Here is a 26,526-nt window from a genome sequence, read left to right as displayed (position 1 = left end):
GATATAACAAATTATCTAAACAGTCTGACTTTTACTGATTTACCTTTAATTTTACCTTGTTGAAGGCTTTTCCATACCTGTTTAGCAATGGACTGTTTTACCGCTACATAGGCATGAGTTGGATGGATATTTATCTTACCAATATCTTCTCCACTAAACCCTAAATCTCCAGTTAATGCACCAAGGATGTCCCCTGGACGCATTTTTGCTTTTTTACCGCCATCAATACATAGTGTTGCCATTGTCGCAACCAATGGTGTGATTGATAAACCTGAAGGGGCTGATTGCCAATCCAGTTTTATATTCAACATTTCTTCCAGAGCATTGGCGCGAGGGATCTCTTCTGGTGCGCAAAAACTAATCGCTAAACCACTTTCTCCCGCTCTGGCTGTTCGTCCAATTCGATGTATATGAACTTCCGGATCGTGTGATAATTCATAATTAATCACCATTTCTAGCGCTTTGATATCTAAGCCTCGCGCAGCGACATCTGTGGCGACTAACACTCGACAGCTACCATTAGCAAAACGGATCAATGTTTGGTCGCGCTCTTTTTGCTCCATATCGCCATGTAACGCAAGGACACTTTGGTTGCTTTCGGTCAAAGCTTCATACACATCTTGGCAATCTCTTTTGGTATTACAAAATACCACACAAGAATTAGGTTGATGATGACTCAAAAGCTTTTGTAATAATCCCAATTTGCCATAACGGGAGATCTCATAAAATTGTTGTTCAACCGCTGGCAATTCATCCGGTGAATTAATCTCAATAGTGACAGGATCTTGTTGAATTTTTCGACTAATTTTAGCGATTTCATCCGGCCAAGTTGCAGAAAAGAGCAAAGTTTGACGTTGTGTCGACATTTGAGAAATGATGTCGCTAATATCATCAAAAAATCCCATATCCAGCATTCTATCTGCTTCATCAAGTACCAATGTTTTTACATCAGCAAGTGTGACAGTCTGCTTGTTTAAATGATCTAACAAACGCCCCGGAGTCGCGACAATAATATGAGCAGCATGAATTAATGAATCCCGTTGAATGCTAAAAGGCACACCACCACACAGAGTCAGAATTTTAATGTTAGGCAGAAAACGAGCCAGTCGACGTAACTCATTAGCGACTTGGTCAGCTAATTCTCGTGTTGGACATAATACTAATGATTGAGTATTAAATTGTTTTGCATCAATACGTTGCAATAAACCTAAGCCAAAAGCTGCTGTTTTGCCACTTCCGGTTTTTGCTTGGGCTCGAACATCTTTCCCGGCAAGAATAGCAGGTAAAGACGCTTCTTGGACGGGAGTCATCGTTAAATAGCCAAGCTCATTAAGATTAGTAAGTTGCTCAGCAGGAAGTGCATGAAGATCAGCAAATGAGGTCACAATAAAATTCCGAATTAATAAGAAAAAAACAGTTATCTGCCATGATACTATCCCTTTTTTATGGTGTCGTGAGATATTTCGCCTCACCTTCGTCATTTCTGTTAATTAAAACTTATTGCCATCATTATTCTTCTTCTCTCACTCTATATTCTTTTCATTAACATACCAAAATAATAAAAACAAACTAATCAATACTAAACTTCCGATAAAGAAAACCCAGATCAATATTCTAGAATGTGATCATATTTTAGATACAAAACACTATAAAAAAACACTTTATAAATTATAGTATCAAAACAAACAGTGAGAATAATTCACACCACAAACAATACAACAGAAAAACTAATTATACATTATGATAAGAAAATCAATTTTATTGTTTATTACAACAACATGCACTTTACCTGCACAGGCTAATTATCTCGGTGGATTTGCTAATATCAGTATCAATTATCTTGACTGGACGACACATACCACCCATAAAACAGGCCAAACTTCCCATAAAGATGATTTTGCTTATTTAGAACTTGAAGGGGGAGCCCACTTTTCATGGGGTGAGTTTTATGGCTTTTTTGACTTAGAAAATCCTTTTAATAATCGACAAACACAGCCCGGCGATAATCAGCGCTATACCGTCAAAGGAACTAGCCGTATTTATTTAGCTGACAGTGGATTAAACCTTTATGGCCATGTATATGGTACTTGGTCACTGCCCGGAAAAGAATATGGCGGTAATTTCCATGAGGTTAATACACTTTATGGTATTGGGTATAACACACAATTAGCAGATATCTGGTTTAAACCTTTTATAGCTTTACATTATGTCGATCAAACTTATTATTCAGGAAATAATGGCTATGTGGTTGGTTGGGTTGCCGGTTACGATTTTAACCTGGTAAATCAAAAATTTAGCATCACAAATTGGCATGAGATGGAGTTTGATCGTAATAAACGGTATGGCAATGGCGGAAAAAATGGCTTTAATGGAGCTGTCGCTATTTGGTGGCACCCCACGGCTTCCATTACTACAGGCATTCAATACCGCTATGCTTATAAAAAGTTAGGAGAAAACTTTTTACAAGATGGTGTGATCTATAGCTTAAAATATAACTTCTGATGGCTAATTGTTAATTTTTGTGACAGCGAATCACTTTTTATTCGCTGTTTGTCATTTTTAGCAGTTAATAAAAAAATTTCTTCTATAATAGAAATATTCAACAAACAATCAATCTGCGATATAAAAAATCATATAGCGATTAAATAAAGATACGAAACATCAAGATAAAACGAAATTTGCTTTCTAATACTCCTCAGACCTGTACTGTGTTTACTTTTTAGACAAAAAACGTTTTCTTACACTTTTTGCTGTAATTTTTTTTGTAAAAATATGTATTTATTTTAAAAACATGCTACTTTATGAAATTATAGTTAATTCACAATAATTAAATTAACATTTATTTAATAGTTTAATTACTTGTGATCACATTAACACAAAAGACTAACCAATCACTTACTTACCATTACAATTGTTTACACTGTCGCAACCTTACCGTAAAATGTCCTTACTGATACTGATGAAACAACAATAGAACCTTTATCATTTGGGTCGTTGGATGAGACTTATGAAATACATAAAAAGTATTGGGACACTCTCGCTATTAGCAGCCGCTGTTCTTTTAAGTGGTTGCGATATGGCGTTAATGAATCCCAAAGGCGCTATCGGCGCTGAGCAAAAAACATTAATCCTCATTGCGCTTGGTTTAATGTTGATTGTTGTGATACCGGTAATTCTGATGGTGATTGTTTTCGCTTATCGCTACCGTGAATCCAATACTAAAGCAACTTATCGCCCTAATTGGGCTCACTCAAATAAAATTGAGCTTGTCGTGTGGACCGTGCCGATTATCATTATCGTGATATTGGCAACCATCACATGGAAAACAACCCATGAACTTGATCCCTATAAACCACTAGTTTCAGATGAGAAACCGGTTACCATTGAAGTGGTTTCAATGGACTGGAAATGGTTATTTATCTATCCAGAACAAGGTATTGCAACCGTTAACGAACTGGCTTTCCCAACCAATGTTCCTGTTAATTTCAAAATTACCTCTGATTCTGTCATGAACTCATTCTTTATCCCGCGCTTAGGTGGACAAATCTATGCCATGGCTGGAATGCAAACCAAACTTCACTTAATTGCTAATGAACCAGGTGAATACCAAGGTATGTCAGCAAGTTATAGCGGACACGGTTTCTCTGACATGAAGTTTACCGCCATTGCGACACCTGATCGTGCAGGCTTTGATGCATGGGTTGCAAAAGTAAAACAGTCATCAGATACGTTAAATACCACCGCTGCATTTGATGAACTTGCTAAACCAAGCCAGAAAAATCCAGTGACCTACTATTCAAGCGTGAAGCCGATGTTATTCCAAGAGACCATCTCTAAATTTGGTCATACAGGTCATGGCGCTCACACCGGTAGCAATCAGACTGAACACTCTGATGCAACAATGAATATGAACATGAGCCACGCGGCACATGCAGGAGCAGAGGAATAAAGGCATGTTCGGAAAATTAACTCTCGATGCAATCCCGCTACAAGAACCCATTGTTGTCGTAACCCTAATCGGCATCATTCTTGGCGGTCTTGCTGTTGTTGGCGCTTTAACCTATTTCCGTAAGTGGAAATGGCTATGGAGCGAATGGTTAACCAGTGTTGACCATAAAAAAATTGGTATTATGTATATCATCGTTGCAATGGTCATGATGTTCCGTGGCTTTGCCGATGCCATTATGATGAGAAGCCAACAGGCACTCGCCTCAGCGGGTGAAGCCGGTTTCTTACCACCTCATCACTACGATCAGATTTTTACCGCACACGGCGTTATCATGATTTTCTTCATGGCAACACCTTTCGTTGTCGGTCTGATGAACCTTGTTGTACCTTTACAAATTGGTGCGCGTGATGTGGCATTCCCATTCCTAAACTCACTGAGTTTCTGGTTCTTTGTCGTCGGTGTACTGCTTATCAATATCTCTTTAGGTATTGGTGAATTCGCACAAACAGGTTGGTTAGCTTACCCACCACTTTCGGGCTTGGAGTACAATCCTGGGGTCGGGGTCGACTATTGGATATGGAGTTTACAGATATCCGGTATTGGTACGCTTCTGACGGGGGTTAACTTCTTCGCCACTATCCTGCGTATGCGTGCACCAGGCATGACAATGATGAAAATGCCAGTGTTCTCATGGGCTGCATTATGTACTAACGTACTGATTATCGCTGCATTCCCAATTTTAACCGTCACTATCACACTACTGACGTTAGACCGCTATCTTGGTACACACTTCTTTACCAATGATATGGGCGGTAACATGATGATGTACATCAACCTTGTTTGGGCTTGGGGTCATCCAGAAGTTTATATTCTTATTCTGCCAGTCTTTGGTGTGTTCTCTGAAGTTACCGCGACGTTCTCTAAAAAACGTCTATTCGGTTATACCTCTTTAGTCGGTGCGACCGTTGTTATCACCGTCTTATCATTTATCGTTTGGTTACACCACTTCTTTACCATGGGCTCAGGTGCCAACGTTAATGCCTTCTTCGGTATAGCCACCATGATCATCGCTATACCCACAGGGGTTAAAATCTTTAACTGGCTGTTTACCATGTATCAGGGCCGTATCGAGTATAAAAGCCCTATGCTATGGACAATCGGTTTCTTAGTCACCTTCTCAGTAGGGGGAATGACTGGGGTACTATTAGCGGTTCCTGGCGCAAACTTTGTATTACATAACAGCTTGTTCTTAATCGCTCACTTCCACAACGTCATTATCGGTGGTGTGGTATTCGGTTGTTTTGCTGGTATGACTTACTGGTTCCCTAAAGCATTTGGCTTCACGCTTAATGAAAAATGGGGTATCCGCGCATTCTGGTTCTGGTTTATCGGTTTCTTTATGGCCTTTATGCCACTGTATATCCTTGGCTTTATGGGTATGACTCGCCGTTTAAGCCAAAATATCAACCCAGAATTCCACCCAATGCTGATGGTTGCTGCTGGTGGTGCCGCTCTGATTGCTCTTGGTATTGTTTGCCAAGTTATCCAAATTTACGTCAGTATCCGCGACCGCCACTTAAACCGTGATTTAACAGGTGATCCATGGGGTGGACGTACTCTGGAATGGTCAATTTCTTCTCCTGCACCTTTCTATAACTTTGCCGTTGAACCGCAAGTGAAAGCTCGTGATGAGTGGTGGGATCAGAAAGAAAAAGGTACTGCTTATCAGCGCCCTGCAAAATATGAACCTATCCATATGCCAAAAAATACCGCAGCAGGCGTCATTATCTCTGCATTTAGCTTAGTGTTTGGCTTTGCCATGATCTGGCATATCTGGTGGTTAGCGATTGTTGGTTTCGCAGGAATGATAGTCACTTGGATCGCGAAAAGCTTCGATACAGATGTTGATTACTATGTCCAAGTACCTGAAATTGAAACCATCGAGAATAAGCATTATGAAGAACTGAAAAAAGCAGGTGTGAAATAATGTCAACTCAAACTTTAAATAACGCAAACGCCCATGAGCATCATGGGCACCACGATGCAGGAGCGACGAAAGTTTTCGGCTTCTGGATCTATCTAATGAGCGACCTTATCCTGTTTGCCAGCTTATTCGCCACTTATGCGGTGCTTGTTAACGGGATTGCTGATGGTCCTTCAGGTAAAGAAATCTTTAGCCTGCCTTTTGTTTTAGTTGAAACCTTCTTACTACTGTTTAGTAGTATCACTTTTGGTTTCGCCATGCTTAGCATGAATAAAGGTAGTGTTAGCCAAGTCAATCTGTGGCTATTCGTTACCTTCTTATTCGGTTTAGGCTTCGTGGTAATGGAAGTGTATGAGTTCCATGAACTTATCGCTGAAGGTTATGGCCCAGATCGCAGTGCATTCTTATCGGCATTCTTTGCCTTAGTATCAACACACGGTCTGCACGTAACAGCGGGATTAGTTTGGATTATTATTATGATGATCCAAGTATCACGCCGTGGTTTAACTGATGTTAATCGCACTCGTTTAAGTTGCTTAAGCCTGTTCTGGCACTTCCTTGATGTTGTCTGGATCTGTGTGTTCACCGTAGTTTATCTGATGGGAGCGATGTAATGAGTCATCCAAATACTTCTCCTTCAGGCGCAAGCCACGGCAGCATGAAGTCCTATCTGATTGGCTTTATTCTGTCCGTTATCCTCACCGTGATCCCATTTTGGATGGTGATGGAAGGAACAGCTACAACCTCAACTATCTTATGGACAGTCGTTGGTATGGCCGTCGTACAGATTGTTGTTCATTTAGTCTGTTTCTTACATATGAACACGTCCTCAGAAGAGCGCTGGAACGTTATCGCATTCCTATTCACCTTGTTGATTATCGGCATTGTTGTGATTGGCTCACTGTGGATTATGTACAACCTGAACATCAATATGATGATGGATTAAGAGTTGTCGCTATGATTAAGCAATACCTACAAGTCACCAAACCAGGAATTATTTTCGGAAATTTAATTTCTGTGATAGGTGGTTTCCTTCTCGCCTCAAAAGGCGAGATTGACTACCCCCTATTTTTCGCGACTCTACTTGGGGTGTCTCTGGTCGTTGCTTCTGGTTGTGTTTTTAACAACTATATTGACCGTGATATTGACCGTATCATGGAAAGAACGAAGAATCGTCCATTAGTTCAAGGATTAATCGACCCGCAAATTAGCCTTATTTATGCCTCAGTATTAGGTATTGCAGGTGTTGTGCTGCTCTATGTAGCAGCCAACCCACTTGCAATGTTTATCGCTGTATTCGGCTTTATTATTTATGTTGGGGTTTATAGCCTCTATATGAAACGTAAATCTGTTTATGGCACACTGATCGGTAGTTTATCAGGCTCTGCACCACCAGTAATCGGCTACTGTGCTGTTAGCGGTGAATTTGATGCGGGTGCAGCAATTTTATTACTTATCTTTAGTTTGTGGCAAATGCCTCACTCTTATGCCATTGCGATTTTCCGTTTTAAAGACTACCAAGCAGCCAATATCCCCGTATTACCTGTTATTAAAGGGATCTCAGTCGCTAAGCGCCATATTATTCTCTATATTCTGGCCTTTATGGTTGCAACGCTGATGCTAACTTTAGTGGGATATGCAGGGTATAAATACCTGATTGTTGCCTCTGCAGTCAGTATCTGGTGGTTGGGCATGGCATTATCTGGTTATAAAGCAACCAATGATAAAGTGTGGGCAAGAAAATTATTTATATTTTCTATCATTGCCATTACATCATTAAGTGTAATGATGTCTGTTGATCCCACCAGTTCAACAGAAACGGTTCTCGCTTATCTGAGATAATGTAATTTCAATTGCAAAAAATGCTAATGCCAGTCAATCATGACTGGCATTTTTAGTTTAAATGCCACATTCAGCCTTATCAGTACAATTTTGTCTTTTTTTGTATCCCATTTATTGATTAACCTCGTGACAAAATACTATTACAATGAGGTATCAGTAATACGAGGTAATCCATGAATGATAATAAAATGACTCCATTAGAGCGCAAAGCGACATGGGGACTAGGAGCTGTTTTCTCTCTTCGCATGCTTGGCATGTTTATGGTACTTCCCGTTTTAACCACCTACGGACTGCAACTACAACATGCGACAGAATCGCTAATTGGATTAGCTATTGGTATTTATGGATTAACTCAAGCAATCTTCCAAATTCCTTTTGGATTTTTCTCAGACAAATTTGGCCGAAAATCAATGATTGTTTTCGGCTTAATTATTTTTATTGTTGGTAGCCTTACTGCTGCTTTAAGTGACAGCATTTATGGCATTATCATCGGGCGAGCATTACAAGGTGCTGGAGCTATATCTGCCGCAGTGATGGCTCTATTATCTGATCTGACCCGCGAACAAAATAGAACCAAAGCAATGGCCTTTATTGGCATTAGCTTTGGTATTACGTTTGCCTTAGCCCTTGTTTTAGGGCCAATACTCACACATATTTTTGGCTTACAAGGTCTATTTTGGGGCATTGCCCTACTCGCTTTCGGCGGGATTATGATCACCCTCATTACCGTACCGAATAGCGAACATCATATACTTAATCGAGAATCAAGTTTTGTACGAGGAAGTGTCAAAAAAGTTTTATTTGATGCGCAATTATTAAAGCTTAATGTCGGGATTTTTTCACTACACACTTTATTGATGGCCGCTTTTGTCGCACTTCCTTTGATCATGCATAATGCCGGATTAGTTAATGAGAAACATTGGGTTGTCTATCTAGTCACTATGCTGATTGCCTTTATTTCAGTATTACCCTTTATTATCTATGCAGAAAAAAAACGTAAAATGAAACAAGTGTTCTTACTGTGTATCTTTCTGCTGATTATTGCTCAAGCTATTTTTATGATTTCAGGAACCAGCTTGTGGCTAATTATTTTAGGTATTCAGATATTCTTTATTGGTTTTAATATTATGGAGGCACTGCTACCTTCATTAATTAGTAAAGAAGCACCAGCAGGTTATAAAGGCACGGCAATGGGGATTTATTCCACCAGCCAATTTCTAGGTGTAGCATTAGGTGGTATTTTAGGTGGATGGCTCTACCAACATTACGATGCTCAAGCAGTCTTTGCTGGATGTTTATTGATTGGCTTAGTTTGGTTTGCCATTAGCTTAACATTACGTCAACCACCTTATGTTAGTAGCTTACGTATAGAATTGCCGTCACATTTATCAAATGCTCAACAACAACAATTAGAGCAGAAATTTAAGCAACAACCTGGTGTTAATGAAGTGGTAATTATGGCACACGAACAAAGTGCTTATATCAAAGTGGATACCAAGCAGACACCAAGAGCGACATTAGAATCGTTAGTGCTCGGCGTTTAAACCTCATATACCCTGTAAATGCGCTGAATAAACCAAACAGCGCATTTTTTATACTTTCGTCATTAATCACGAAAATTGGTAAATTGGAAAGGCTGACCTAATTCACCCTCTCTAACTAATTTCATCACAGCTTGCAAATCATCACGTGATTTACCTGTTACTCGTACTTGCTCACCTTGGATCTGTGCTTGTACTTTTAATTTGCTGTCTTTGATCATTTTAACGATTTTTTTCGCTAAAGGAGTATCAATACCTTGTTTTAAGGTCGCTTCTACACTGTATGTTTTTCCGCTGTGAGTCATCTCTTCAGGGATATTTAAAACAGCACCATCAATCCCTCTTTTTGCCATTTTCTCACGCAGAATATCTAATAACTGCTGCACCTGAAATTCAGATACACTAGTTGTTTTTACTGACTCAGTTTTTTCGTTTAATTCAAAACTTGCTTCAACATTACGAAAATCCCAACGAGTAGTCAGTTCACGTTGTGCGTTCTCTACCGCATTGCGCACTTCATGCAAGTCAACTTCAGATACGATATCAAAAGATGGCATTCGTTCTTCCTCAATAAATAAAAACAACCTGAATAATAGCTGTTTTTCACTCAGCAAAAAAGCCATACTCATGTCATTACTCTTGACTTTCCATATAACAAAGCAGAGATAGCTTCAGCAAGTGAAGATAAACGATGTTATAATTTGATATAGCTCTCAATTTGCATTGATAAAATTACCGAACTGTTAATAATATTAGGTTAATGTTAGATGAATAATATGGAGCGCCTGTTTACCATTTAGCAGGAGAAAAATGATGAAAATAACCGTATTAGGATGTGGTTCAATTGGTAAACTTTGGATTGCAGGATTAACGCAACAAGCCCATGAAGTACAAGGATGGTTAAGAATACCTCAACCTGATTTTGACGTTAACGTTGACTCCATTAATGGTATCCCATTTCAACAACGCATTATAGCCAACCAAAAAACATGGCTACAACACAGTGAGTTACTGCTTGTTTGCTTAAAGTCTTGGCAAGTTTCAGACGCGGTTAATGCACTTATCCCTCACCTCTCTGCTGATTGCCCGATTTTACTGATCCATAATGGTATGGGAACACTAGATGAGCTCACCCTACCTGAAACACCGACTAAAAGAGCGATATTACAAGGTATAATCACTCATGGTGCTTATCAACAAGATCAAAAAGTGCTCCATACAGCAGAAGGGATCACCCACATTGGCCCACTAAATACAACAGCACGTCAATACGGTTATTTAGCTGAAATTTTACATCAAGCTTTACCGGATGTAGCTTGGCACAATGATATTCATACTATTAGCTGGCTAAAATTAGCCGTAAATTGTGTTATCAACCCTTTAACGGTGTTTTATCAATGTCGCAATGGCGATTTATTAAAATACCCTGAGCATATCCAGAAAGTCTGTGATGAAGTTTATCAGGTAATGGAGCGAGAAGGTGTTATACCTACCTCTAGATCACATTTACATGGTTATATTATCGATACCATAGAGCAAACTGCTAATAATTACTCATCTATGTATCAAGATGTGAAATATCAACGCCATACCGAAATCGATTATATCACAGGCTATCTATTACGTAGGGCATCAGAGCAAGGACTCGTGTTACCCGAAAATAAGCGACTTTTTCAATTTATAAAACAGAAGGAAGGCAATTATGACCATATCCGCACTCATCTGTCTAGCTAATGGTAGTGAAGAAACAGAGGTTGTTACCACCGCTGATTTACTCGTTAGAGCTGGAATTAAGGTCATACTTGCTAGTGCTGAAGATGATGTTGATGACTTAGTGATCACCTGCTCACGAGGGATCAAATTAATTGCTGATGTCCCATTAGTTCGTGTTGTTGATCACCATTATGATGCCATTATTTTACCCGGAGGATTAATAGGTGCAGAAACCTTACGAGATAGTCCTCTTGTTGTTGAAAAAGTACGCCGCATGCACAGTGAAAATAGACTAGTTGCCGCTATTTGCGCAGCTCCTGCGATCATCTTAGAGTCTCATAACCTCTTTCCAATAGGCAATATGACAGGTTTCCCCGGCTTAAAAGATAAAATCGAACCTAAAAAATGGGTTGATTATCGGGTTTACTTTGACGAAAGAGTCAATCTGATTACTAGCCAAGCCCCTGCTACCACTATAGATTTCGCACTTAAAATTATTGAGCGCCTAAAAGGTAAAGCAGTTGCAGCTGATGTCGCTAAACAACTTGTATTACCACCAGGTATTTATAATTATCAAGATGAATTTACTGGGTTTGGGGATAGGTAAATACCATATATAGGATCTCTTACTTAACACCTAATCTTATTAATAAACATATTATTTAATAGTTATAAATCTATTTTTAAGACTTATTTCAATGTTTGTTTCTTGTTTTTGATTTCAAAAAACATACTAACAGGTTAAAATGTAAAATAACTTCTGGAGGATAAGGCATAATGAAAACTCTCCAATATCACAAGAACTTACCCAAACTTGTTACTTTAATTTCTATGGGATTAGCCTCAGTGCCAGCAGAAAGCTTCAAACATAACCAACTATCATTTACACCGGATATCCAATATTCTTTCAGTTCAGCGCAATTTAACCAATTCGTTGCTATCCCTATTGATGAAGCTACTGAAAAAATGAATATTTTAGCCGAATCAATTAATAAACATTTAATTCATTTAAAAGAGAAATGGATAAATCCTCCTCATTATTTTATTAATGAAGATGATTATTATCAAATAAACAAAAGTATAAAACGTTTAGATAATTCTTTAACTGATATCAAAAATATTCTTCTTTCATTACCAAAGAGTGATACACAAAAAAAACAAAGTGTACTCTTATTTGGTCGTTCTTTAGCTCATTATCGGAGTGTATTAACAGAGTTTATTTCATTTATAGAACAAACTCATCAACCATCAAAAACAACTAATAAGAAACCTAATATAATAAGTGCTGATATGCAAAGATTAATACAAACAGAGCATAAAAAGTTAGGTCTAAGTAAACCTAAATTTAATAACCATTAATAAATATGATCGAAATTTCAATACATCCTGATATTGAAAATAAAACTATTGCTAATGAATACGCTAAATTATTAAAACTTTGGAAAGAAAAAAAGTATTATCTTGTTATTTAGGTGCTGATGGTAAATGGGAAAATAGTGCGAAATTATGTCAATCTCTCATTTCTAAAATACATATTAGAATACCTAATGAACCTAAGTGGCATGAAAATATGCCTCAAATACAAAGAAAATCAAATCATTACTTAGTTTATTGTCAACATTGGCTTTACCCAAATAGATATCAAATTATTGCTATTATGTCACCTAATGCACACGAGTTAGCAAAAACATCATTCCTAGCAGAGTTGGAAAAAAGGGCTGAAGAATTTCAAAATAATTTTTAATAAACACTGCATTTTAATATATCCCCCCAAAATCATATTAGCATCCTAATTATTGGGGGGGTATCTCTATTATATTATTAATACGACTTTCATAAAAAATAACTATATTACTTCTTACGATACACTTTTACGTTATTAAAGCCTTGTTCACGTAAATATAGTGCTTGTAAACGACTCATCATACCTCGCTCACAATAGAGCAAATAAGTTTTGCTGTTATCTAAATCACCAAATTGTGTACTTAATTTATAAAATGGTAATTCTTTAACATCTACACCCTCTAATTTTAGAGGTGAGTTTTCTTGTTCTTCTGGAGAGCGGATATCCAGTACAACGTCATTCGTTGCAAACTCAGAGACCATTTCAACTTCTGTTACTTGCTGTACCGTCTCTTCAGCAATACGGCGAATATCCATATTCTTAGCATTTTCAACAACACTATCGAGAATAGAAAAATCAAATTTTTCTTCTTCAGCTTCGATTTTGGCTTTAACCGCTTTTACTGTAGGATTCTTGGAGATAACACCACAAAACTCTGGCATAGTACGAGCAAAATCTTCCGTACCAATTTGGCGAGCGATATTAATGATATTTTCTTTATCGTGTGTGATAAGAGGACGCAGAATTAAGGTATCCGTCGCATTATCAATTAAACGTAGATTGGTTAATGTTTGGCTAGAAACCTGCCCTAATGCTTCACCTGTTACAATAGCTTGTACGCCATAACGCTCAGCAACACGAGATGCCGCACGCACCATCATACGTTTCAGAACAACCCCCATCTGGCCATCATCAATTTTCTCTAAAATTTCTGCCACAACGGGTTCAAAATCAACGGCAACAAAATGTACTTTATGAGAGCGTCCAAAGCGGTTCCAAAGATAATGTGCAACTTGTTTAACGCCAATTTCGTGGGCTGAACCACCAAGATTAAAAAAGCAGTAATGAACACGACTACCGCGGCGCATCAACATATAACTTGATACACCAGAATCATAACCACCAGAGATAAGTGATAATACATCTTCTTGTGTACCAATAGGGAAACCACCAATACCTTCATAGCGAGCATTAACTAGGATCAGCTTATCATCTTCAATTTCTAGATTAATGGTCACATCCGGACGAGTTAATTTTACTTTTGCACTTTCAACGTGTTGGTTAAAACCACCACCCACATAACGCTCTACTTCATTAGAAGTAAAACTGTGTTTACCACGGCGTTTAGCTCTTACGCAAAACGTTTTGTTTTCAACTAAATGACCAAAGGCAGCAAAGGTCTGTTCAAAAATATTATGTAAATCGGTATAGCTATGCTCTTCAACTTGTAAAAAGTGATGAATACCTGGGATACGAGTTAGCGCATCACACACCGCTTCGCTTTTACTTTCGTCTTTACTGACAACCACAATGTTGTCCCAGTGGCGAACAACCGTGATATCATCACCTAATGTACTTAATACATTGCGAATATTACTGGTCAGAATTTTGATAAAACGTATACGAACAGATTGGCTTTTGATCGTGATTTCGGGGAATAATTTAATAATAAACTTCATAGTCAATGGTCATAGGTTATTAAGTAGAGACATAAACTACAGTGATATTAATTGACTGGAGTTTATAAAAGTCACAAAGTATATCACCAATATTTAGGCCTCACCCGCAAAAATCGCTGACTGAATAAGAAATTTTCTTCTCAATTGTAGTAAGATGATCACTATTATTCAGCTAACATGCTTTATCATCAAAAATATTATGGCTAAAAAAACGACATCAATTAACCAAGACACCACGCAAACTCCAAGTTTTGAAGCTTCGATGCAAGAACTTGAGCAAATAGTTAACCGCTTAGAATCAGGTGAATTACCTTTAGAAGAGGCCCTTAATGAGTTCGAACATGGTGTTCGTTTAGCTCGTGTGGGACAAAAAACATTACAAGATGCTGAACAACGTGTTCGCATCTTACTCAAAGAGGATGATGACGCTACACCTGATGATTTTATCCAAGAGGCTGAATAATTGAGTAACGCAACTTTATGTACGGATGCGTTCCGTCAAAAATTACATTCTGCACATCAGCGTGTTGATGAAGCACTCAACCAAGCGCTACAAACGTTGCCTTTTTCTGATATGCCACTCAGCCAAGCAATGCGCTACGGAGCACTCTTGGGGGGGAAACGTTTACGCCCATTTCTCGTTTATGCGGTAGGAGAAATGTTTAACGTACCTGTTGCTAATCTTGATGTGCCAGCAGCCGCTATTGAGTGCATTCATGCATATTCACTGATCCATGACGACTTACCGGCAATGGACAATGATGATTTACGTCGAGGAAAACCCACTTGTCATATTGAGTTTGGCGAAGCCAATGCCATTTTAGCGGGTGATGCATTACAAACCTTGGCCTTTGAAATTTTAGCCAAAAATGCGATGCCTGATGTCGCCATTGCCGATCGCGTAGCCATGATTGCTGAATTAGCCACAGCCAGTGGTTTAGCGGGTATGTGTGGTGGACAGGCACTTGATCTTGATGCCGAAGATAAATCAATTGATCTTGTCGCTCTTGAGAAAATTCATTTACATAAAACAGGTGCATTAATTCGTGCAGCGGTTCGCCTAGGGGCACTTAGCGCAGGGCAAAAAGGGCACGATGTGTTACCTGCACTGGATAAATATGCCCACTCTATAGGCTTGGCTTTCCAAGTTCAGGATGACATTTTAGATGTTATTGGGAGCACTGAAGAGACTGGAAAGCGACAGGGAAGTGATCAAGAAGCTGGAAAAAGTACTTATCCGGCTCTACTTGGTTTAGCACAAGCACAAAAGAAAGCACAGGAATTGTATAACGAAGCATTGGATGCCTTAGCGTTTCTTGAACAATACGAGTACGATACCTCTACGCTAAAACAATTAGCGAATTTTATCGTAGAACGGAAAAACTAATAAAAAATAAAAAGAGCAGCTTACCTGCTCTTTCCCTATTACAAGTCATTAATTAATAGGCATCACATGAGCATTGATATCGAAAAATATCCCACATTGGCGTTGGTTGAAACACCCGAAGATTTACGCCTATTACCAAAAGAGAGTTTACCTAAACTCTGTGATGAGCTAAGGCTATATCTTCTTAACAGTGTCAGCCGCTCAAGTGGTCACTTCGCCTCAGGTTTAGGTGCTATTGAGTTAACGGTTGCGCTTCATTACGTTTATAAAACTCCCTTTGACAATCTGATTTGGGATGTGGGCCATCAGGCTTATCCTCATAAAATATTAACGGGTCGTCGTGATCGCATTGATACTATTCGTCAAAAAAACGGCTTACATCCCTTCCCTTGGCGTGATGAGAGTGAATATGACAAACTCTGTGTTGGTCATTCATCCACCTCTATCAGTGCTGGACTGGGTATGGCTGTTGCTGCAGAGCAAGAAAACCTAGGCAGAAAGACTGTTTGTGTGATTGGTGACGGTGCAATTACTGCAGGAATGGCATTTGAAGCCATGAATCATGCCGGTGATATTAATCCAGATATGCTAGTGGTACTTAACGATAATGAAATGTCGATTTCAGAAAATGTCGGGGCACTAAATAACCACCTTGCACAACTTCTATCTGGCAAACTGTATACCACGCTACGTGAAGGTGGCAAAAAAGTCTTTTCTGGTATTCCCCCAATTAAAGAATTACTGAAAAAGACAGAAGAACATATTAAAGGCATGGTTGTGCCCGGCACCATGTTTGAAGAGTTAGGTTTTAACTATATTGGTCCAGTTGATGGTCACGATGTTATTGCTTTAGTACAAACGCTCACGAATATGCGCGATCTAAAAGGGCCGCAACTTTTACATATTATGACCAAAAAAGGTCGGGGTTACGCTCCCGCAGAGCAAGATCCAATCAGTTGGCATGCGGTACCTAAATTTGATCCAAAGACAGGTACTTTACCTAAAAGCCCGAATGCACGCCCGACGTTTTCAAAAATTTTTGGGGACTGGTTATGTGAAGAAGCTGCCACTGATGAAAAGTTAATGGCAATCACCCCTGCTATGCGTGAAGGCTCTGGTATGGTGCGCTTTTCTAAAGAGTACCCCGCACAATACTTTGATGTCGCAATTGCGGAGCAACACGCCGTCACCTTCGCTGCTGGATTAGCTATTGGTGGTTATAAGCCGATCGTGGCTATTTACTCTACCTTCTTACAACGCGCTTATGATCAAGTGATCCACGATGTGGCTATCCAAAAACTCCCGGTACTCTTTGCTATCGATCGTGGTGGCATTGTTGGTGCGGATGGTCAGACCCACCAAGGAGCTTTTGATCTCTCTTTCTTACGCTGTATCCCTAATATGATTATTATGGCACCTAGCGATGAAAATGAGTGTCGCCAAATGTTGCACACAGGTTACCATTATCAAGAAGGGCCTGTCGCTGTACGTTATCCTAGAGGATCAGGGGTTGGTGCGCCATTACAACCGCTGAGCGAACTTCCTATAGGAAAAGGTATTATTCGTCGCCAAGGTAAAAGTATTGCAATTTTAAACTTCGGAACCTTATTACCCGAAGCCTTAGATGTTGCAGAAAAACTGGATGCAACAGTTGCAGATATGCGCTTTATCAAACCACTAGATAAAGAACTGATCCTTTCCCTTGCCAAACAACACGACATACTGGTCACCTTAGAAGAAAATGCCATTATGGGTGGCGCAGGTAGCGGCGTTAACGAGTTATTAATGCAAGAGCGTTGTTTAGTGCCCGTACTCAATTTAGGGTTACCTGATCTTTTTGTGCCACAAGGTGGACAAGAAGAGATCAGAGCCGATTTAGGACTTGATGCAACAGGCATTGAAAAATCGATTAAAGCTTATCAGGCTCATTCTTTGAGATAATATTTCAAAAGTCTCTCTTGCTTGTAAAGCCGGAGAGACTATTGATAAGGTTAATAAATTCTGACTTTATTTTCTTGTAAAAACTGCCCTTATTTCTTTTCTTTTTTAATTATTTTCAAATCTTGTTAAAGATCACTTTTTAATGAAATTAACTGTAATTTATCAATTTTAAAATTGAATCCATTCAGCGTTAATTGATTCAATCAGTTAGATTTTTCCTTTTTTCTTTCCTTTAACGAAACGTTTCGATCACCTTCACAATATAAATAAATCCAACTTGTTTTCCTATTTTCATTTCCTACTATGTAGAACAGCGAAACGTTTCGCTGAGGAGGCAAAGATGAAAAAAGGTGTATTACTTAATAGTTCAATTTCTAGCGTAATTGCACGTTTAGGGCATACTGACAAAATAACGATTGCAGATGCTGGATTACCCATACCCTCCTCTGTTGAGCGTATCGATCTTGCTTTAACTCAGGGGATCCCTGACTTTATGTCAGTGTTACAAACGATCACCCATGAAATGCAAGTCGAAGCCGTTATGCTTGCCATAGAAATTAAAAATATAAACCCACTTCTTTTTAGTGAGATAACCCGTTATTTGCATTTATTAGAACAACAACAAAAAAAACCTATCGAGATCATTTATGTCACTCATGAAGAATTTAAAACACAACTTCCAGATAATAAAGCGGTGATAAGAACAGGTGAATGCTCTCCTTATGCCAATATCGTGCTGTTTTCTGGTGTGACTTTCTGAGGCCAATATGGAAGCATTACTTGAATTAAAAAATATTGATAAATCATTTCCAGGCGTAAAAGCATTATCTGGTGCGACGTTACGAATTTATCCTGGCCGAGTGATGGCACTTGTTGGTGAAAATGGCGCAGGTAAATCCACACTAATGAAAGTGCTAACAGGTATCTACCAAAAAGACGCAGGTGAAATTATTTATCAAGGGGAACGTTGCTCTTTTAATGGTCCTAAGTCTTCTCAAGAAGCCGGAATAGGTATTATCCATCAAGAACTCAATCTTATCCCTGAATTAACCATTGCAGAAAATATCTTTTTAGGTCGCGAGTTTACCCGTGCATTTGGTGCCATTGATTGGAAAAAAATGTATGCAGAAGCGGATAAATTACTTGCTCGCTTAAACCTTCCTTATCGCAGTCATCGCTCAGTTTCTGAATTATCCATTGGTGATCAGCAAATGGTTGAAATTGCCAAAGTACTCAGTTTTGGCTCTAAAGTGATTATTATGGATGAACCGACAGATGCATTGACAGACACCGAAACTCGCTCTCTGTTTAGTGTGATAACTGAATTAAGAAATCAAGGTTGTGGCATTGTCTATATCTCACATCGATTAAAAGAAATTTTTGATATTTGTGATGATGTAACTGTGTTGCGCGATGGTCAATTTATTGGCGAAAAGCCCGTTTCTTCATTACAAGAAGAGACACTTATTGAAATGATGGTAGGCCGTAAATTAGAAGATCAATACCCTCGCATCCATATTCCTGCAGGAAAAACTAAACTTAATGTCTCTCACTTAAGTGGTGCAGATATACATGATGTCAGCTTCTCCCTATATGAAAATGAAATTTTAGGTATTTCAGGGTTAATGGGCGCAGGCCGTACTGAATTAATGAAAATGATTTACGGTGCATTGCCAAAAACACAAGGTAGCGTGGCGTTAGAAGGTAAAATTTGTCAGATCAAAAAGCCTGCAGATGCACTTGCCCAAGGTATTGTTTATATCTCTGAAGACAGAAAACGCGATGGTTTAGTGCTAGGTATGTCAGTAAAAGAGAATATGTCACTGACGGCGCTACCTTATTTTAGTCGCACTATGGGGATCTTAAATCATAAAGAAGAGCAATTAACTGTCAGTGACTTTATTAAATTGTTCAACATAAAAACCCCGTCCATCAATCAGATCATTGGTTTTTTATCAGGCGGTAATCAGCAAAAAGTCGCTATTGCTCGCGGACTAATGACTCGTCCTAAAGTGCTTATTCTTGATGAGCCTACCCGCGGTGTCGATGTGGGGGCGAAAAAAGAGATTTACCAATTAATTAATAAGTTTAAACAAGAGGGATTAAGCATCATTTTGATCTCTTCAGAAATGCCAGAGGTAATGGGAATGAGTGACCGCATTTTAGTTATGCATGAAGGTCGTATCAGCGGTGAGTTTTCTGCCAATAATGTCACACAAGAGATGCTAATGGCGGCGGCTGTTGGTAAACAATATGGTGCTACAGTAGGAGTTTGAGATGAGTACAAAATCAATACCAGCGTCAAAACGATGGTTCTCTAAGGCTTGGTTATTAGAACAAAAATCACTCATTGCCTTATTGTTGCTTATTGTCGTGGTTTCAACACTCAGCCCGAATTTTTTTACCTTAAATAATATTTTTAACATTCTACAACAAACCTCTGTTAACGCAATTATGGCTGTAGGTATGACATTAGTCATTTTAACCTCTGGTATCGATTTATCGGTAGGTTCATTACTCGCTTTAACCGGTGCTGTTGCTGCTTCTATGGTAGGGGCTGATGTTAATGCGTTAGTGGCTGTTGTCGGTGCTTTAGCATTAGGAGCAGCTATTGGTGGCGTTACAGGTGTCATTATCGCTAAAGGTAAAGTGCAGGCATTTATTGCCACATTAGTGATGATGCTGTTATTGCGTGGTGTCACGCGTGTTTATACTGATGGCAGTCCAATAAATACAGGATTTAGCGATAATGCCGACCTGTTTAGCTGGTTTGGTATTGGACGCCCCTTTGGGATCCCCACCCCTATTTGGCTGATGATGATTGTCTTTTTAAGCGCGTGGTATGTATTGCATCACACACGCTTGGGTCGCTATATCTATGCCCTTGGAGGAAACGAAGCAGCAACCCGTTTATCTGGTATTAGTGTCGATAAAATCAAAATTATTGTTTATGCGCTTTGCGGTTTATTAGCGGCCCTTGCCAGTGTCATTGAAGTTGCTCGTCTTTCTTCCGCCCAACCAATGGCTGGCAATGGTTATGAACTGGATGCTATCGCCGCTGTCGTCTTAGGTGGTACCAGTCTTGCTGGCGGTAAAGGACGCATAATGGGCACACTTATTGGTGCGTTAATTTTAGGCTTTCTCAATAATGCACTCAATTTATTAGGCATATCATCCAATTATCAAATGATAGTCAAAGCTGTTGTCATCTTACTTGCCGTGCTGGTTGATAACAAAAAATAATACGCTTTCTCTTAATCCGAACCCCGACAGGAATATATTATGAAACTAAAAAAAATAGCAACGCTTCTCTCAGTGGTTGCTCTAAGCGCTACCATAAGTGCCAATGCATTAGCAAAAGAGTCTATCGCCCTCGTTATTTCAACGCTCAATAATCCTTTCTTTGTCACCATGAAAGACAGTGCACAAAAAGAGGCGGATAAATTAGGTTATGACTTAGTCGTACTTGATTCAATGGATAATCCAGCCAAAGAATTGGCAAATGTGCAGGACTTAACCGTAAAAGGCACCCGTTTAATGCTCATTAATCCAACGGATTCTGATGCTGTAGGTAATGCCGTGTTAATGGCAAATAAAGCTAAAATTCCTGTAGTAACCCTAGATAGAGTAGCCAATAAAGGTGAGGTTGTTAGCCATGTTGCTTCTGATAACCGCCTAGGAGGAAAAATGGCGGGAGATTATATTGCGGAAAAAGTGGGTAATGATGCCAAAGTGATCCAACTAGAAGGGATCGCCGGAACCTCCGCTTCTCGTGAGCGTGGAGAAGGCTTTAAACAAGCTGTTGATGCTCACAAACTTAATATATTAGCAAGCCAACCTGCTGACTTTGACCGTACTAAAGGCCTTAATGTTATGCAAAATCTATTAACCGCTAATCCTTCAGTGCAAGCGGTATTTGCTCAAAACGATGAAATGGCATTAGGGGCATTGCGTGCATTACAAACTGCAGGTCGTACCGATGTCTTAGTTGTTGGCTTCGATGGCACAAATGATGGCATTAAAGCGGTTAACCGAGGTGTTTTAGGTGCGACTATTGCACAACGCCCCGATCAAATTGGTATTATTGGTATTCAAACCGCTGATAAAATTCTGAAAGGGGAAAAAGTGGATCCCACTATTCCTGTTGAGCTTGAATTAGTCACTCAAAAATAATCACCCATCTAACCACGTAGTACTTTCACTGCGTGGTTAGTTTCGTTATAAACTAGGTTTTCAAAGGATAAAGGCTATGACAACTCCCCGCCTTGCTGTTTTAGGTAGCATTAACGTTGACCATATTATGAATATTGCACAATTTCCCAAGCCCGGAGAAACCGTGATTGGTCATGACTATAAAATAGCATTTGGTGGTAAAGGGGCAAATCAAGCCGTCGCTTGTGGACGTAGTGGTGCCGATATCACGTTTATAGCCTGTGTGGGAGATGATGCTATTGGTCGCGAAATCATCGCTCAATTAAAAACAGATAATATTGATACTGATGCAATTCGTATTATTCCCAAGACACCTACAGGTGTAGCAATGATCCTAGTTAATGAACAAGGCGAAAATGTCATTAGCATTGTTGCCGGAGCAAATAGTGCTCTCACTCCAAGCCATTTGCATCAGTATCGTCATATTATTGAACAAGCAGATGCTTTATTAATGCAATTAGAATCCCCTCTAGACACTGTCTTTGAGGCAGCAAAACAAGCCAAAGCACATCAAACAAAAGTGATTTTAAATCCCGCTCCTGCACAGCCGTTATCTGATGAATTTCTGAGTTTTATTGATATTATTACGCCAAATGAGACAGAAGCCGAAATATTAACCGGTATTTCTGTGCATGATGAAGTGGGTGCAGCTAAAGCGGCTAATATTTTGCACAGTAAAGGCATAAAACACGTTTTAATCACTTTAGGCAGTCGTGGCGTATGGTTTAGTGAACAAGGCACCGGTATGATCATTCCCGGTTTTCGTGTTGAAGCAGTTGATACTATTGCCGCAGGTGATACCTTTAACGGTGCATTTGTTACAGCGATATTAGAAGGTAAATCAGCTCATGATGCGATCCGTTTCGCCCATGCAGCCGCGGCAATTGCAGTGACACGTCATGGCGCGCAATCCTCCGTCCCTTGGCGTGATGAAATTAAGTCATTTTTAGCAGAGCGAGCATAATATTTTGGCAACAATGAAAGATGTCGCCCGTTTAGCGGGTGTTTCAACATCCACCGTTTCCCATGTTATCAATAACAATCGTTATGTGAGTGAAGGTATCCGCGCAAAGGTTAATCATGCAATAGCAACCTTAAATTACGCCCCTTCAGCATTAGCTCGTAGTTTAAAAATGAACTGCACACGTACCATAGGGATGTTAGTTACCGCCAGTAATAACCCCTTTTATGCTGAAGTCGTTCGAGGTGTTGAACGAAGTTGCTATGAACAAGGCTATAGCCTCATTTTATGCAACACCGAAGGCGACTATGAGCGCATGGATACTAGCCTTGAAACCTTGCTACAAAAGCGTGTCGATGGGCTGTTATTAATGTGTACTGAAGCCCGCGCACCATCAAGTGAAGTATTAAATCGTTATCCACGGTTACCCATGGTGATGATGGATTGGTCTCCATTTGAATACAGTAGCGATATTATTCAAGATAACTCCCTATTAGGGGGAGAATTAGCCACGAATTATTTAATTGAAAAAGGTTTTACTGACATCGCCTGTATTGCGGGTCCCCAAGATAAACTTCCCGCTAAACATCGCCTACAAGGCTACTATAATGCGATGCAACAAGCTGGGTTACCCATTCGTAAAGAGCTGGTTTTAACCAGTGATTTTGAGTTTGCAGGTGGCTTTAGTGCAATGCAAACACTGCTCTCACTCCCTATACAACCACAGGCCGTATTTACCTGTAATGATGCAATGGCGGTCGGTGCTTACCAAGCGATTTATCAAAAAGGACTACGTGTACCTGATGATATTTCTATCGTCGGTTATGATGACATCGATTTAGCCTCTTATATGATCCCCCCTTTAACGACTATTCATCAACCCAAAGATGAATTGGGCAAACTTGCTGTAAGCCAATTATTACGTCGTATGGAAGATATTGAAGCACAAGCCAATCTATTAGTGTTAACACCCAAACTGATTGAACGAGGCTCGGTGATAGCTCATAGGAAATAATCTTTTACATTAATAGGTTAATAGGTTGTGTATATATTTCACACAACCTATTTGGTATCCTATAAAAACTGCTATATGGCAGTTTTTATAGGAGCTATTACTATGATCCAGTATGGCAAAGTATTTATGAGCAATAGAACACAAAATGTTCGATTACCCGCTGAGACTCGATTTCCGGATGATGTAAAAGAAGTTTTTGTTCGCGTCAAAGGCAAAGAGAGAATAATCACACCTATACAAAATGCATGGGATAGCTTTTTCTTATCAGAAAAGTCTGTAACAGATGATTTCTTATCTGAAAGGCCTGATCAAGCCACAAGTGAAAGAGGATCCTTTGATGATTAAATACCTATTAGATACAAATTATTGTTATATTCACTATTAAACGCAAGCCTGAGTTTTTATTACCAAAATTCAACCAACATGCTGAACAATTAGCTATTTCTACAATTACACTCGCTGAGCTCATTTTTGGTGCTGAAAAAAGTGTAAATCCAGCCAAAAACTTAGCTACGGTTAACGACTTTGTTTCTCGACTGACTGTTTTATCTTACGATGACTTAGCAGCTTTTCATTATGGAGACATTAGAGCAACACTAGAAAAACAGGGAAAACACGTTGGTGATAACCACTTACATATAGCCGCACATACTAGAAGTAAGGGGCTAATAGTCGTTACCAATAATACTCGAGAATTTGAAAGAGTTGATGGTTTAAGAATTGAGGATTGGACCGTTATTAACTCAGACCCCCAAACTGATTGAACGAGGCCGGTGATAAATTTTATAAAATAACAACAAGAAGATTAACACTATTATTACTGATACTCTCTTTTAAAGAGAGAGTAGTTATTTTATCTAAGTTAACAAAATAAAGCATTATAAAATCAATAAGTTAATTTATATTTTTAAATGATATTATTTCTTATTATTTTGTGTATTACCTCCTATATTTAATCTACTTTTTCTCATCTTTTATCCAATAATCCATGAAAGATGCAAAACTCTATCAGATCTATTATACTCTTATTCTTTCGCATTATCTGTGGCAATACTATTTTTGGTCATTTGGGTCATCATATTAGACTTTTTACGCTGAAACGATAATGTGTCCTTTTGTTTATCGGGCAAGTGTTATCCTCTTTGTGACGATTAATCACTTCCCATTTTGAAAAAATTTGAGAGTATTATTATGTCATTACCTTCTTGTCCTAAATGCAACTCAGAGTATACCTATGAAGATGGGGCAATGTATGTCTGCCCTGAATGTGCCCACGAATGGAACGATGCTGAGCCAACAACTGATAGCGATGAGCTGATTGTTAAAGATGCCCATGGTAATTTATTAGCCGATGGGGATTCAGTGACAGTCATTAAAGATCTAAAAGTAAAAGGTAGCTCAACGCCACTCAAAATTGGTACAAAAGTTAAAGGGATACGTTTAGTGGAAGGCGATCATAATATTGATTGTAAAATTGATGGCTTTGGACAAATGAAATTAAAATCTGAATTTGTGAAGAAAAGCTAATCTTGAATTATCATTAAAATGATTAATAACATTATTTTGATTTCAGAGGCGCTCATTAAGCGCCTTTTGTTTATAGCGATATGATTTATTTATTATCACCAAAGTGATCAAACCCTTTCAGATTAGGGTGCACTTCTTTACCTTCACGTAAATAACGTATACCTTCTGCAATTGGCATAATTTGCCCTATGCAATGAAAGTCAGCTCCCGTATGGGCTAAAGCAATATCTAAAGCCCCACGATTTATTTCAGGCACGGTAAAGCATAGTTCATAGTCTTCGCCACCACTTAATGCCCAAATTTCAGCTTGCTCTTTACTCACCTGTGATTTCATTGCCGCAGAATAAGGCAACGCATCTAAGTTAATACGAGCACCACAACCACTTGCCGTTAAAATATGGTTTAGATCTGAAATAAGACCATCAGAAATATCAATAGCAGCACTTGCTAAAGATCTTAATGCTTGCCCCTGTAAAAGACGAGGCTGCGGACGCAAATGCCTAGTAATAAAATAGTCTCGGCTTTCTGGTTGACTAGGTTGTAATCTATTTTGTAAAACCGCGAGTCCTGCCGCGCTATCACCTAAAAAGCCTGTAACATAAATCCAGTCACCAATTTTTGCCCCTGAGCGTAATAGTGCCATACCTTGAGGAACTAAACCTTGTATTGTGATGGTTAAGCTCAATGGCCCTTTGGTTGTATCCCCACCAATCAATTGAATAGAATAATACTCTGCTAATGCAAATAGAGAGCGACTAAAGGCCTCAAGCCAATCATTATCGACTTTTGGCAATGTTAAAGCTAATGAGGCCCAAGCAGGATCTGCCCCCACCGCGGCTAAATCACTAATATTAACCGCTAATGCTTTATACGCTAAATCTTCAGGGGAAATGGTTGGCAGGAAGTGTATTCCACTGACTAAGGTATCAGTACTAATTGCCACTTGTTGCTTTTCAGGTACAGTCAATATTGCACAGTCATCCCCAATTCCCGTACTCACATCTTTGCGTTTAACTGGCTGAGAAGTGAAATATTGTTTAATGAGGGAGAATTCACCACAAGGCATTATCAATTTCCTATGAAGCAATGCTTATTAAATAAAAGGCCGGAGTAACCGGCCTTGGATTATTAATTTACCATAGAGGAAACGT

At 39.1% G+C, this 26,526-nt stretch carries 25 protein-coding genes and 2 pseudogenes; 23 read left to right on the top strand and 4 right to left on the bottom strand.

Going from position 1 to position 26,526, the window contains the following annotated elements; all coding sequences use genetic code 11:
* Positions 1–11 precede the first annotated feature (11 nt).
* A complete protein-coding gene (gene dbpA, locus PMI_RS00530; protein WP_012367479.1) occupies positions 12–1,385 on the bottom strand; it encodes an ATP-dependent RNA helicase DbpA in 1,374 nt (457 codons plus the stop codon).
* A 355-nt stretch (positions 1,386–1,740) separates the two neighbouring features.
* On the opposite strand from dbpA, the gene PMI_RS00525 reads away from it, so the two are divergent.
* The 7 genes from PMI_RS00525 (at position 1,741) to PMI_RS00495 (ending at position 9,319) form a co-directional block, all read left to right on the top strand.
* Positions 1,741–2,502 (top strand): nucleoside-specific channel-forming Tsx family protein, encoded by a 762-nt coding sequence (locus tag PMI_RS00525; RefSeq protein ID WP_004247224.1) that lies wholly within the window; start codon positions 1,741–1,743, stop codon positions 2,500–2,502.
* 496 nt (positions 2,503–2,998) lie between these two features.
* Positions 2,999–3,949 carry a cytochrome o ubiquinol oxidase subunit II gene (cyoA, locus tag PMI_RS00520; RefSeq protein WP_004245101.1) on the top strand — a complete coding sequence of 317 codons (951 nt, stop codon included), beginning with the start codon at positions 2,999–3,001 and terminating at the stop codon, positions 3,947–3,949.
* Positions 3,950–3,953: 4 nt separating this feature from the next.
* Positions 3,954–5,936, top strand: coding sequence for a cytochrome o ubiquinol oxidase subunit I (gene cyoB, locus PMI_RS00515; RefSeq protein WP_012367478.1), 1,983 nt, complete (start codon positions 3,954–3,956; stop codon positions 5,934–5,936).
* Entirely contained in the window at positions 5,936–6,547 is a 612-nt protein-coding gene (locus PMI_RS00510) for a cytochrome o ubiquinol oxidase subunit III (RefSeq protein WP_004245104.1), read from the top strand. The genes cyoB and PMI_RS00510 overlap by 1 nt, the downstream gene beginning before the upstream one ends.
* Positions 6,547–6,879, top strand: a complete 333-nt coding sequence (locus tag PMI_RS00505) for a cytochrome o ubiquinol oxidase subunit IV (RefSeq protein ID WP_004245105.1) — start codon at positions 6,547–6,549, stop codon at positions 6,877–6,879. The genes PMI_RS00510 and PMI_RS00505 overlap by 1 nt, the downstream gene beginning before the upstream one ends.
* 11 nt (positions 6,880–6,890) lie before the next feature.
* Positions 6,891–7,775: a heme o synthase gene (cyoE, locus tag PMI_RS00500; protein WP_004247221.1), complete on the top strand. Its 885-nt coding sequence runs from the start codon at positions 6,891–6,893 to the stop codon at positions 7,773–7,775.
* A 173-nt stretch (positions 7,776–7,948) separates the two neighbouring features.
* Positions 7,949–9,319 (top strand): MFS transporter, encoded by a 1,371-nt coding sequence (locus tag PMI_RS00495; protein WP_012367477.1) that lies wholly within the window; start codon positions 7,949–7,951, stop codon positions 9,317–9,319.
* A 62-nt stretch (positions 9,320–9,381) separates the two neighbouring features.
* Here the strand turns inward: PMI_RS00495 and PMI_RS00490 are convergent, their stop codons facing one another.
* Positions 9,382–9,873 (bottom strand): YajQ family cyclic di-GMP-binding protein, encoded by a 492-nt coding sequence (locus PMI_RS00490; protein ID WP_004245110.1) that lies wholly within the window; start codon positions 9,871–9,873, stop codon positions 9,382–9,384.
* Between the two features lie 256 nt (positions 9,874–10,129).
* Here PMI_RS00490 and panE point away from each other — a divergent pair, with 256 nt between their 5' ends.
* The 4 genes and pseudogenes from panE (at position 10,130) to PMI_RS00470 (ending at position 12,773) form a co-directional block, all read left to right on the top strand.
* A complete protein-coding gene (panE, locus tag PMI_RS00485; protein WP_004247218.1) occupies positions 10,130–11,050 on the top strand; it encodes a 2-dehydropantoate 2-reductase in 921 nt (306 codons plus the stop codon).
* On the top strand, positions 11,019–11,636 hold the full coding sequence (gene yajL / locus PMI_RS00480) for a protein deglycase YajL (RefSeq protein WP_004252560.1): 618 nt from the start codon (positions 11,019–11,021) through the stop codon (positions 11,634–11,636). The genes panE and yajL overlap by 32 nt, the downstream gene beginning before the upstream one ends.
* 170 nt (positions 11,637–11,806) lie before the next feature.
* Positions 11,807–12,388, top strand: coding sequence for a hypothetical protein (locus PMI_RS00475; RefSeq protein WP_004245114.1), 582 nt, complete (start codon positions 11,807–11,809; stop codon positions 12,386–12,388).
* A 5-nt stretch (positions 12,389–12,393) separates the two neighbouring features.
* A pseudogene (locus PMI_RS00470) lies at positions 12,394–12,773 on the top strand (type II toxin-antitoxin system YafO family toxin).
* A gap of 107 nt (positions 12,774–12,880) precedes the next feature.
* Here PMI_RS00470 and thiI read toward each other — a convergent pair.
* Positions 12,881–14,332: a tRNA uracil 4-sulfurtransferase ThiI gene (gene thiI, locus PMI_RS00465; RefSeq protein WP_004245118.1), complete on the bottom strand. Its 1,452-nt coding sequence runs from the start codon at positions 14,330–14,332 to the stop codon at positions 12,881–12,883.
* Positions 14,333–14,531: 199 nt separating this feature from the next.
* Here thiI and xseB point away from each other — a divergent pair, with 199 nt between their 5' ends.
* The 12 genes and pseudogenes from xseB to PMI_RS00410 all read left to right on the top strand — a co-directional run bounded on the left by xseB (position 14,532) and on the right by PMI_RS00410 (position 25,375).
* Positions 14,532–14,795, top strand: a complete 264-nt coding sequence (gene xseB / locus PMI_RS00460) for an exodeoxyribonuclease VII small subunit (protein ID WP_004247215.1) — start codon at positions 14,532–14,534, stop codon at positions 14,793–14,795.
* The gene (ispA, locus tag PMI_RS00455) at positions 14,796–15,719 is read left to right on the top strand and encodes a (2E,6E)-farnesyl diphosphate synthase (RefSeq protein ID WP_004245120.1); all 924 of its coding nucleotides are present in this window, start codon (positions 14,796–14,798) and stop codon (positions 15,717–15,719) included.
* A 66-nt stretch (positions 15,720–15,785) separates the two neighbouring features.
* Complete coding sequence (gene dxs, locus PMI_RS00450; protein ID WP_012367473.1) at positions 15,786–17,660, top strand: 1-deoxy-D-xylulose-5-phosphate synthase; 1,875 nt, start codon at positions 15,786–15,788, stop codon at positions 17,658–17,660.
* A 340-nt stretch (positions 17,661–18,000) separates the two neighbouring features.
* The gene (gene rbsD / locus PMI_RS00445; protein ID WP_004245122.1) at positions 18,001–18,420 is read left to right on the top strand and encodes a D-ribose pyranase; all 420 of its coding nucleotides are present in this window, start codon (positions 18,001–18,003) and stop codon (positions 18,418–18,420) included.
* Positions 18,421–18,427: 7 nt separating this feature from the next.
* Positions 18,428–19,936 carry a ribose ABC transporter ATP-binding protein RbsA gene (gene rbsA / locus PMI_RS00440; protein WP_012367472.1) on the top strand — a complete coding sequence of 503 codons (1,509 nt, stop codon included), beginning with the start codon at positions 18,428–18,430 and terminating at the stop codon, positions 19,934–19,936.
* A gap of 1 nt (position 19,937) precedes the next feature.
* Complete coding sequence (gene rbsC / locus PMI_RS00435) at positions 19,938–20,903, top strand: ribose ABC transporter permease (RefSeq protein WP_004245124.1); 966 nt, start codon at positions 19,938–19,940, stop codon at positions 20,901–20,903.
* A gap of 39 nt (positions 20,904–20,942) precedes the next feature.
* Positions 20,943–21,833 (top strand): ribose ABC transporter substrate-binding protein RbsB, encoded by an 891-nt coding sequence (gene rbsB, locus PMI_RS00430; RefSeq protein ID WP_004247214.1) that lies wholly within the window; start codon positions 20,943–20,945, stop codon positions 21,831–21,833.
* A gap of 76 nt (positions 21,834–21,909) precedes the next feature.
* Positions 21,910–22,836: a ribokinase gene (rbsK, locus tag PMI_RS00425; protein ID WP_004245126.1), complete on the top strand. Its 927-nt coding sequence runs from the start codon at positions 21,910–21,912 to the stop codon at positions 22,834–22,836.
* 4 nt (positions 22,837–22,840) lie between these two features.
* A complete protein-coding gene (gene rbsR, locus PMI_RS00420) occupies positions 22,841–23,848 on the top strand; it encodes a ribose operon transcriptional repressor RbsR (protein WP_012367471.1) in 1,008 nt (335 codons plus the stop codon).
* A gap of 102 nt (positions 23,849–23,950) precedes the next feature.
* Positions 23,951–24,193 (top strand): type II toxin-antitoxin system VapB family antitoxin, encoded by a 243-nt coding sequence (gene vapB, locus PMI_RS00415; protein ID WP_012367470.1) that lies wholly within the window; start codon positions 23,951–23,953, stop codon positions 24,191–24,193.
* A pseudogene (gene vapC / locus PMI_RS18795) lies at positions 24,186–24,612 on the top strand (type II toxin-antitoxin system tRNA(fMet)-specific endonuclease VapC). Before vapB ends, vapC begins: the two are co-directional and overlap by 8 nt.
* A gap of 427 nt (positions 24,613–25,039) precedes the next feature.
* Positions 25,040–25,375: a zinc ribbon domain-containing protein YjdM gene (locus PMI_RS00410; protein WP_004245134.1), complete on the top strand. Its 336-nt coding sequence runs from the start codon at positions 25,040–25,042 to the stop codon at positions 25,373–25,375.
* Between the two features lie 85 nt (positions 25,376–25,460).
* On the opposite strand, the gene thiL is transcribed toward PMI_RS00410, so the two are convergent.
* Positions 25,461–26,441 (bottom strand): thiamine-phosphate kinase, encoded by a 981-nt coding sequence (gene thiL / locus PMI_RS00405; RefSeq protein WP_012367469.1) that lies wholly within the window; start codon positions 26,439–26,441, stop codon positions 25,461–25,463.
* Between the last annotated feature and the right edge of the window lie 85 nt (positions 26,442–26,526).

Origin of the sequence: Proteus mirabilis HI4320 (assembly GCF_000069965.1) — a bacterium.
GTDB lineage: Bacteria > Pseudomonadota > Gammaproteobacteria > Enterobacterales > Enterobacteriaceae > Proteus > Proteus mirabilis.
The sequence above is the reverse complement of the archived record's forward strand: the minus strand, read 5'-3'. Positions and strand labels throughout refer to the sequence as shown.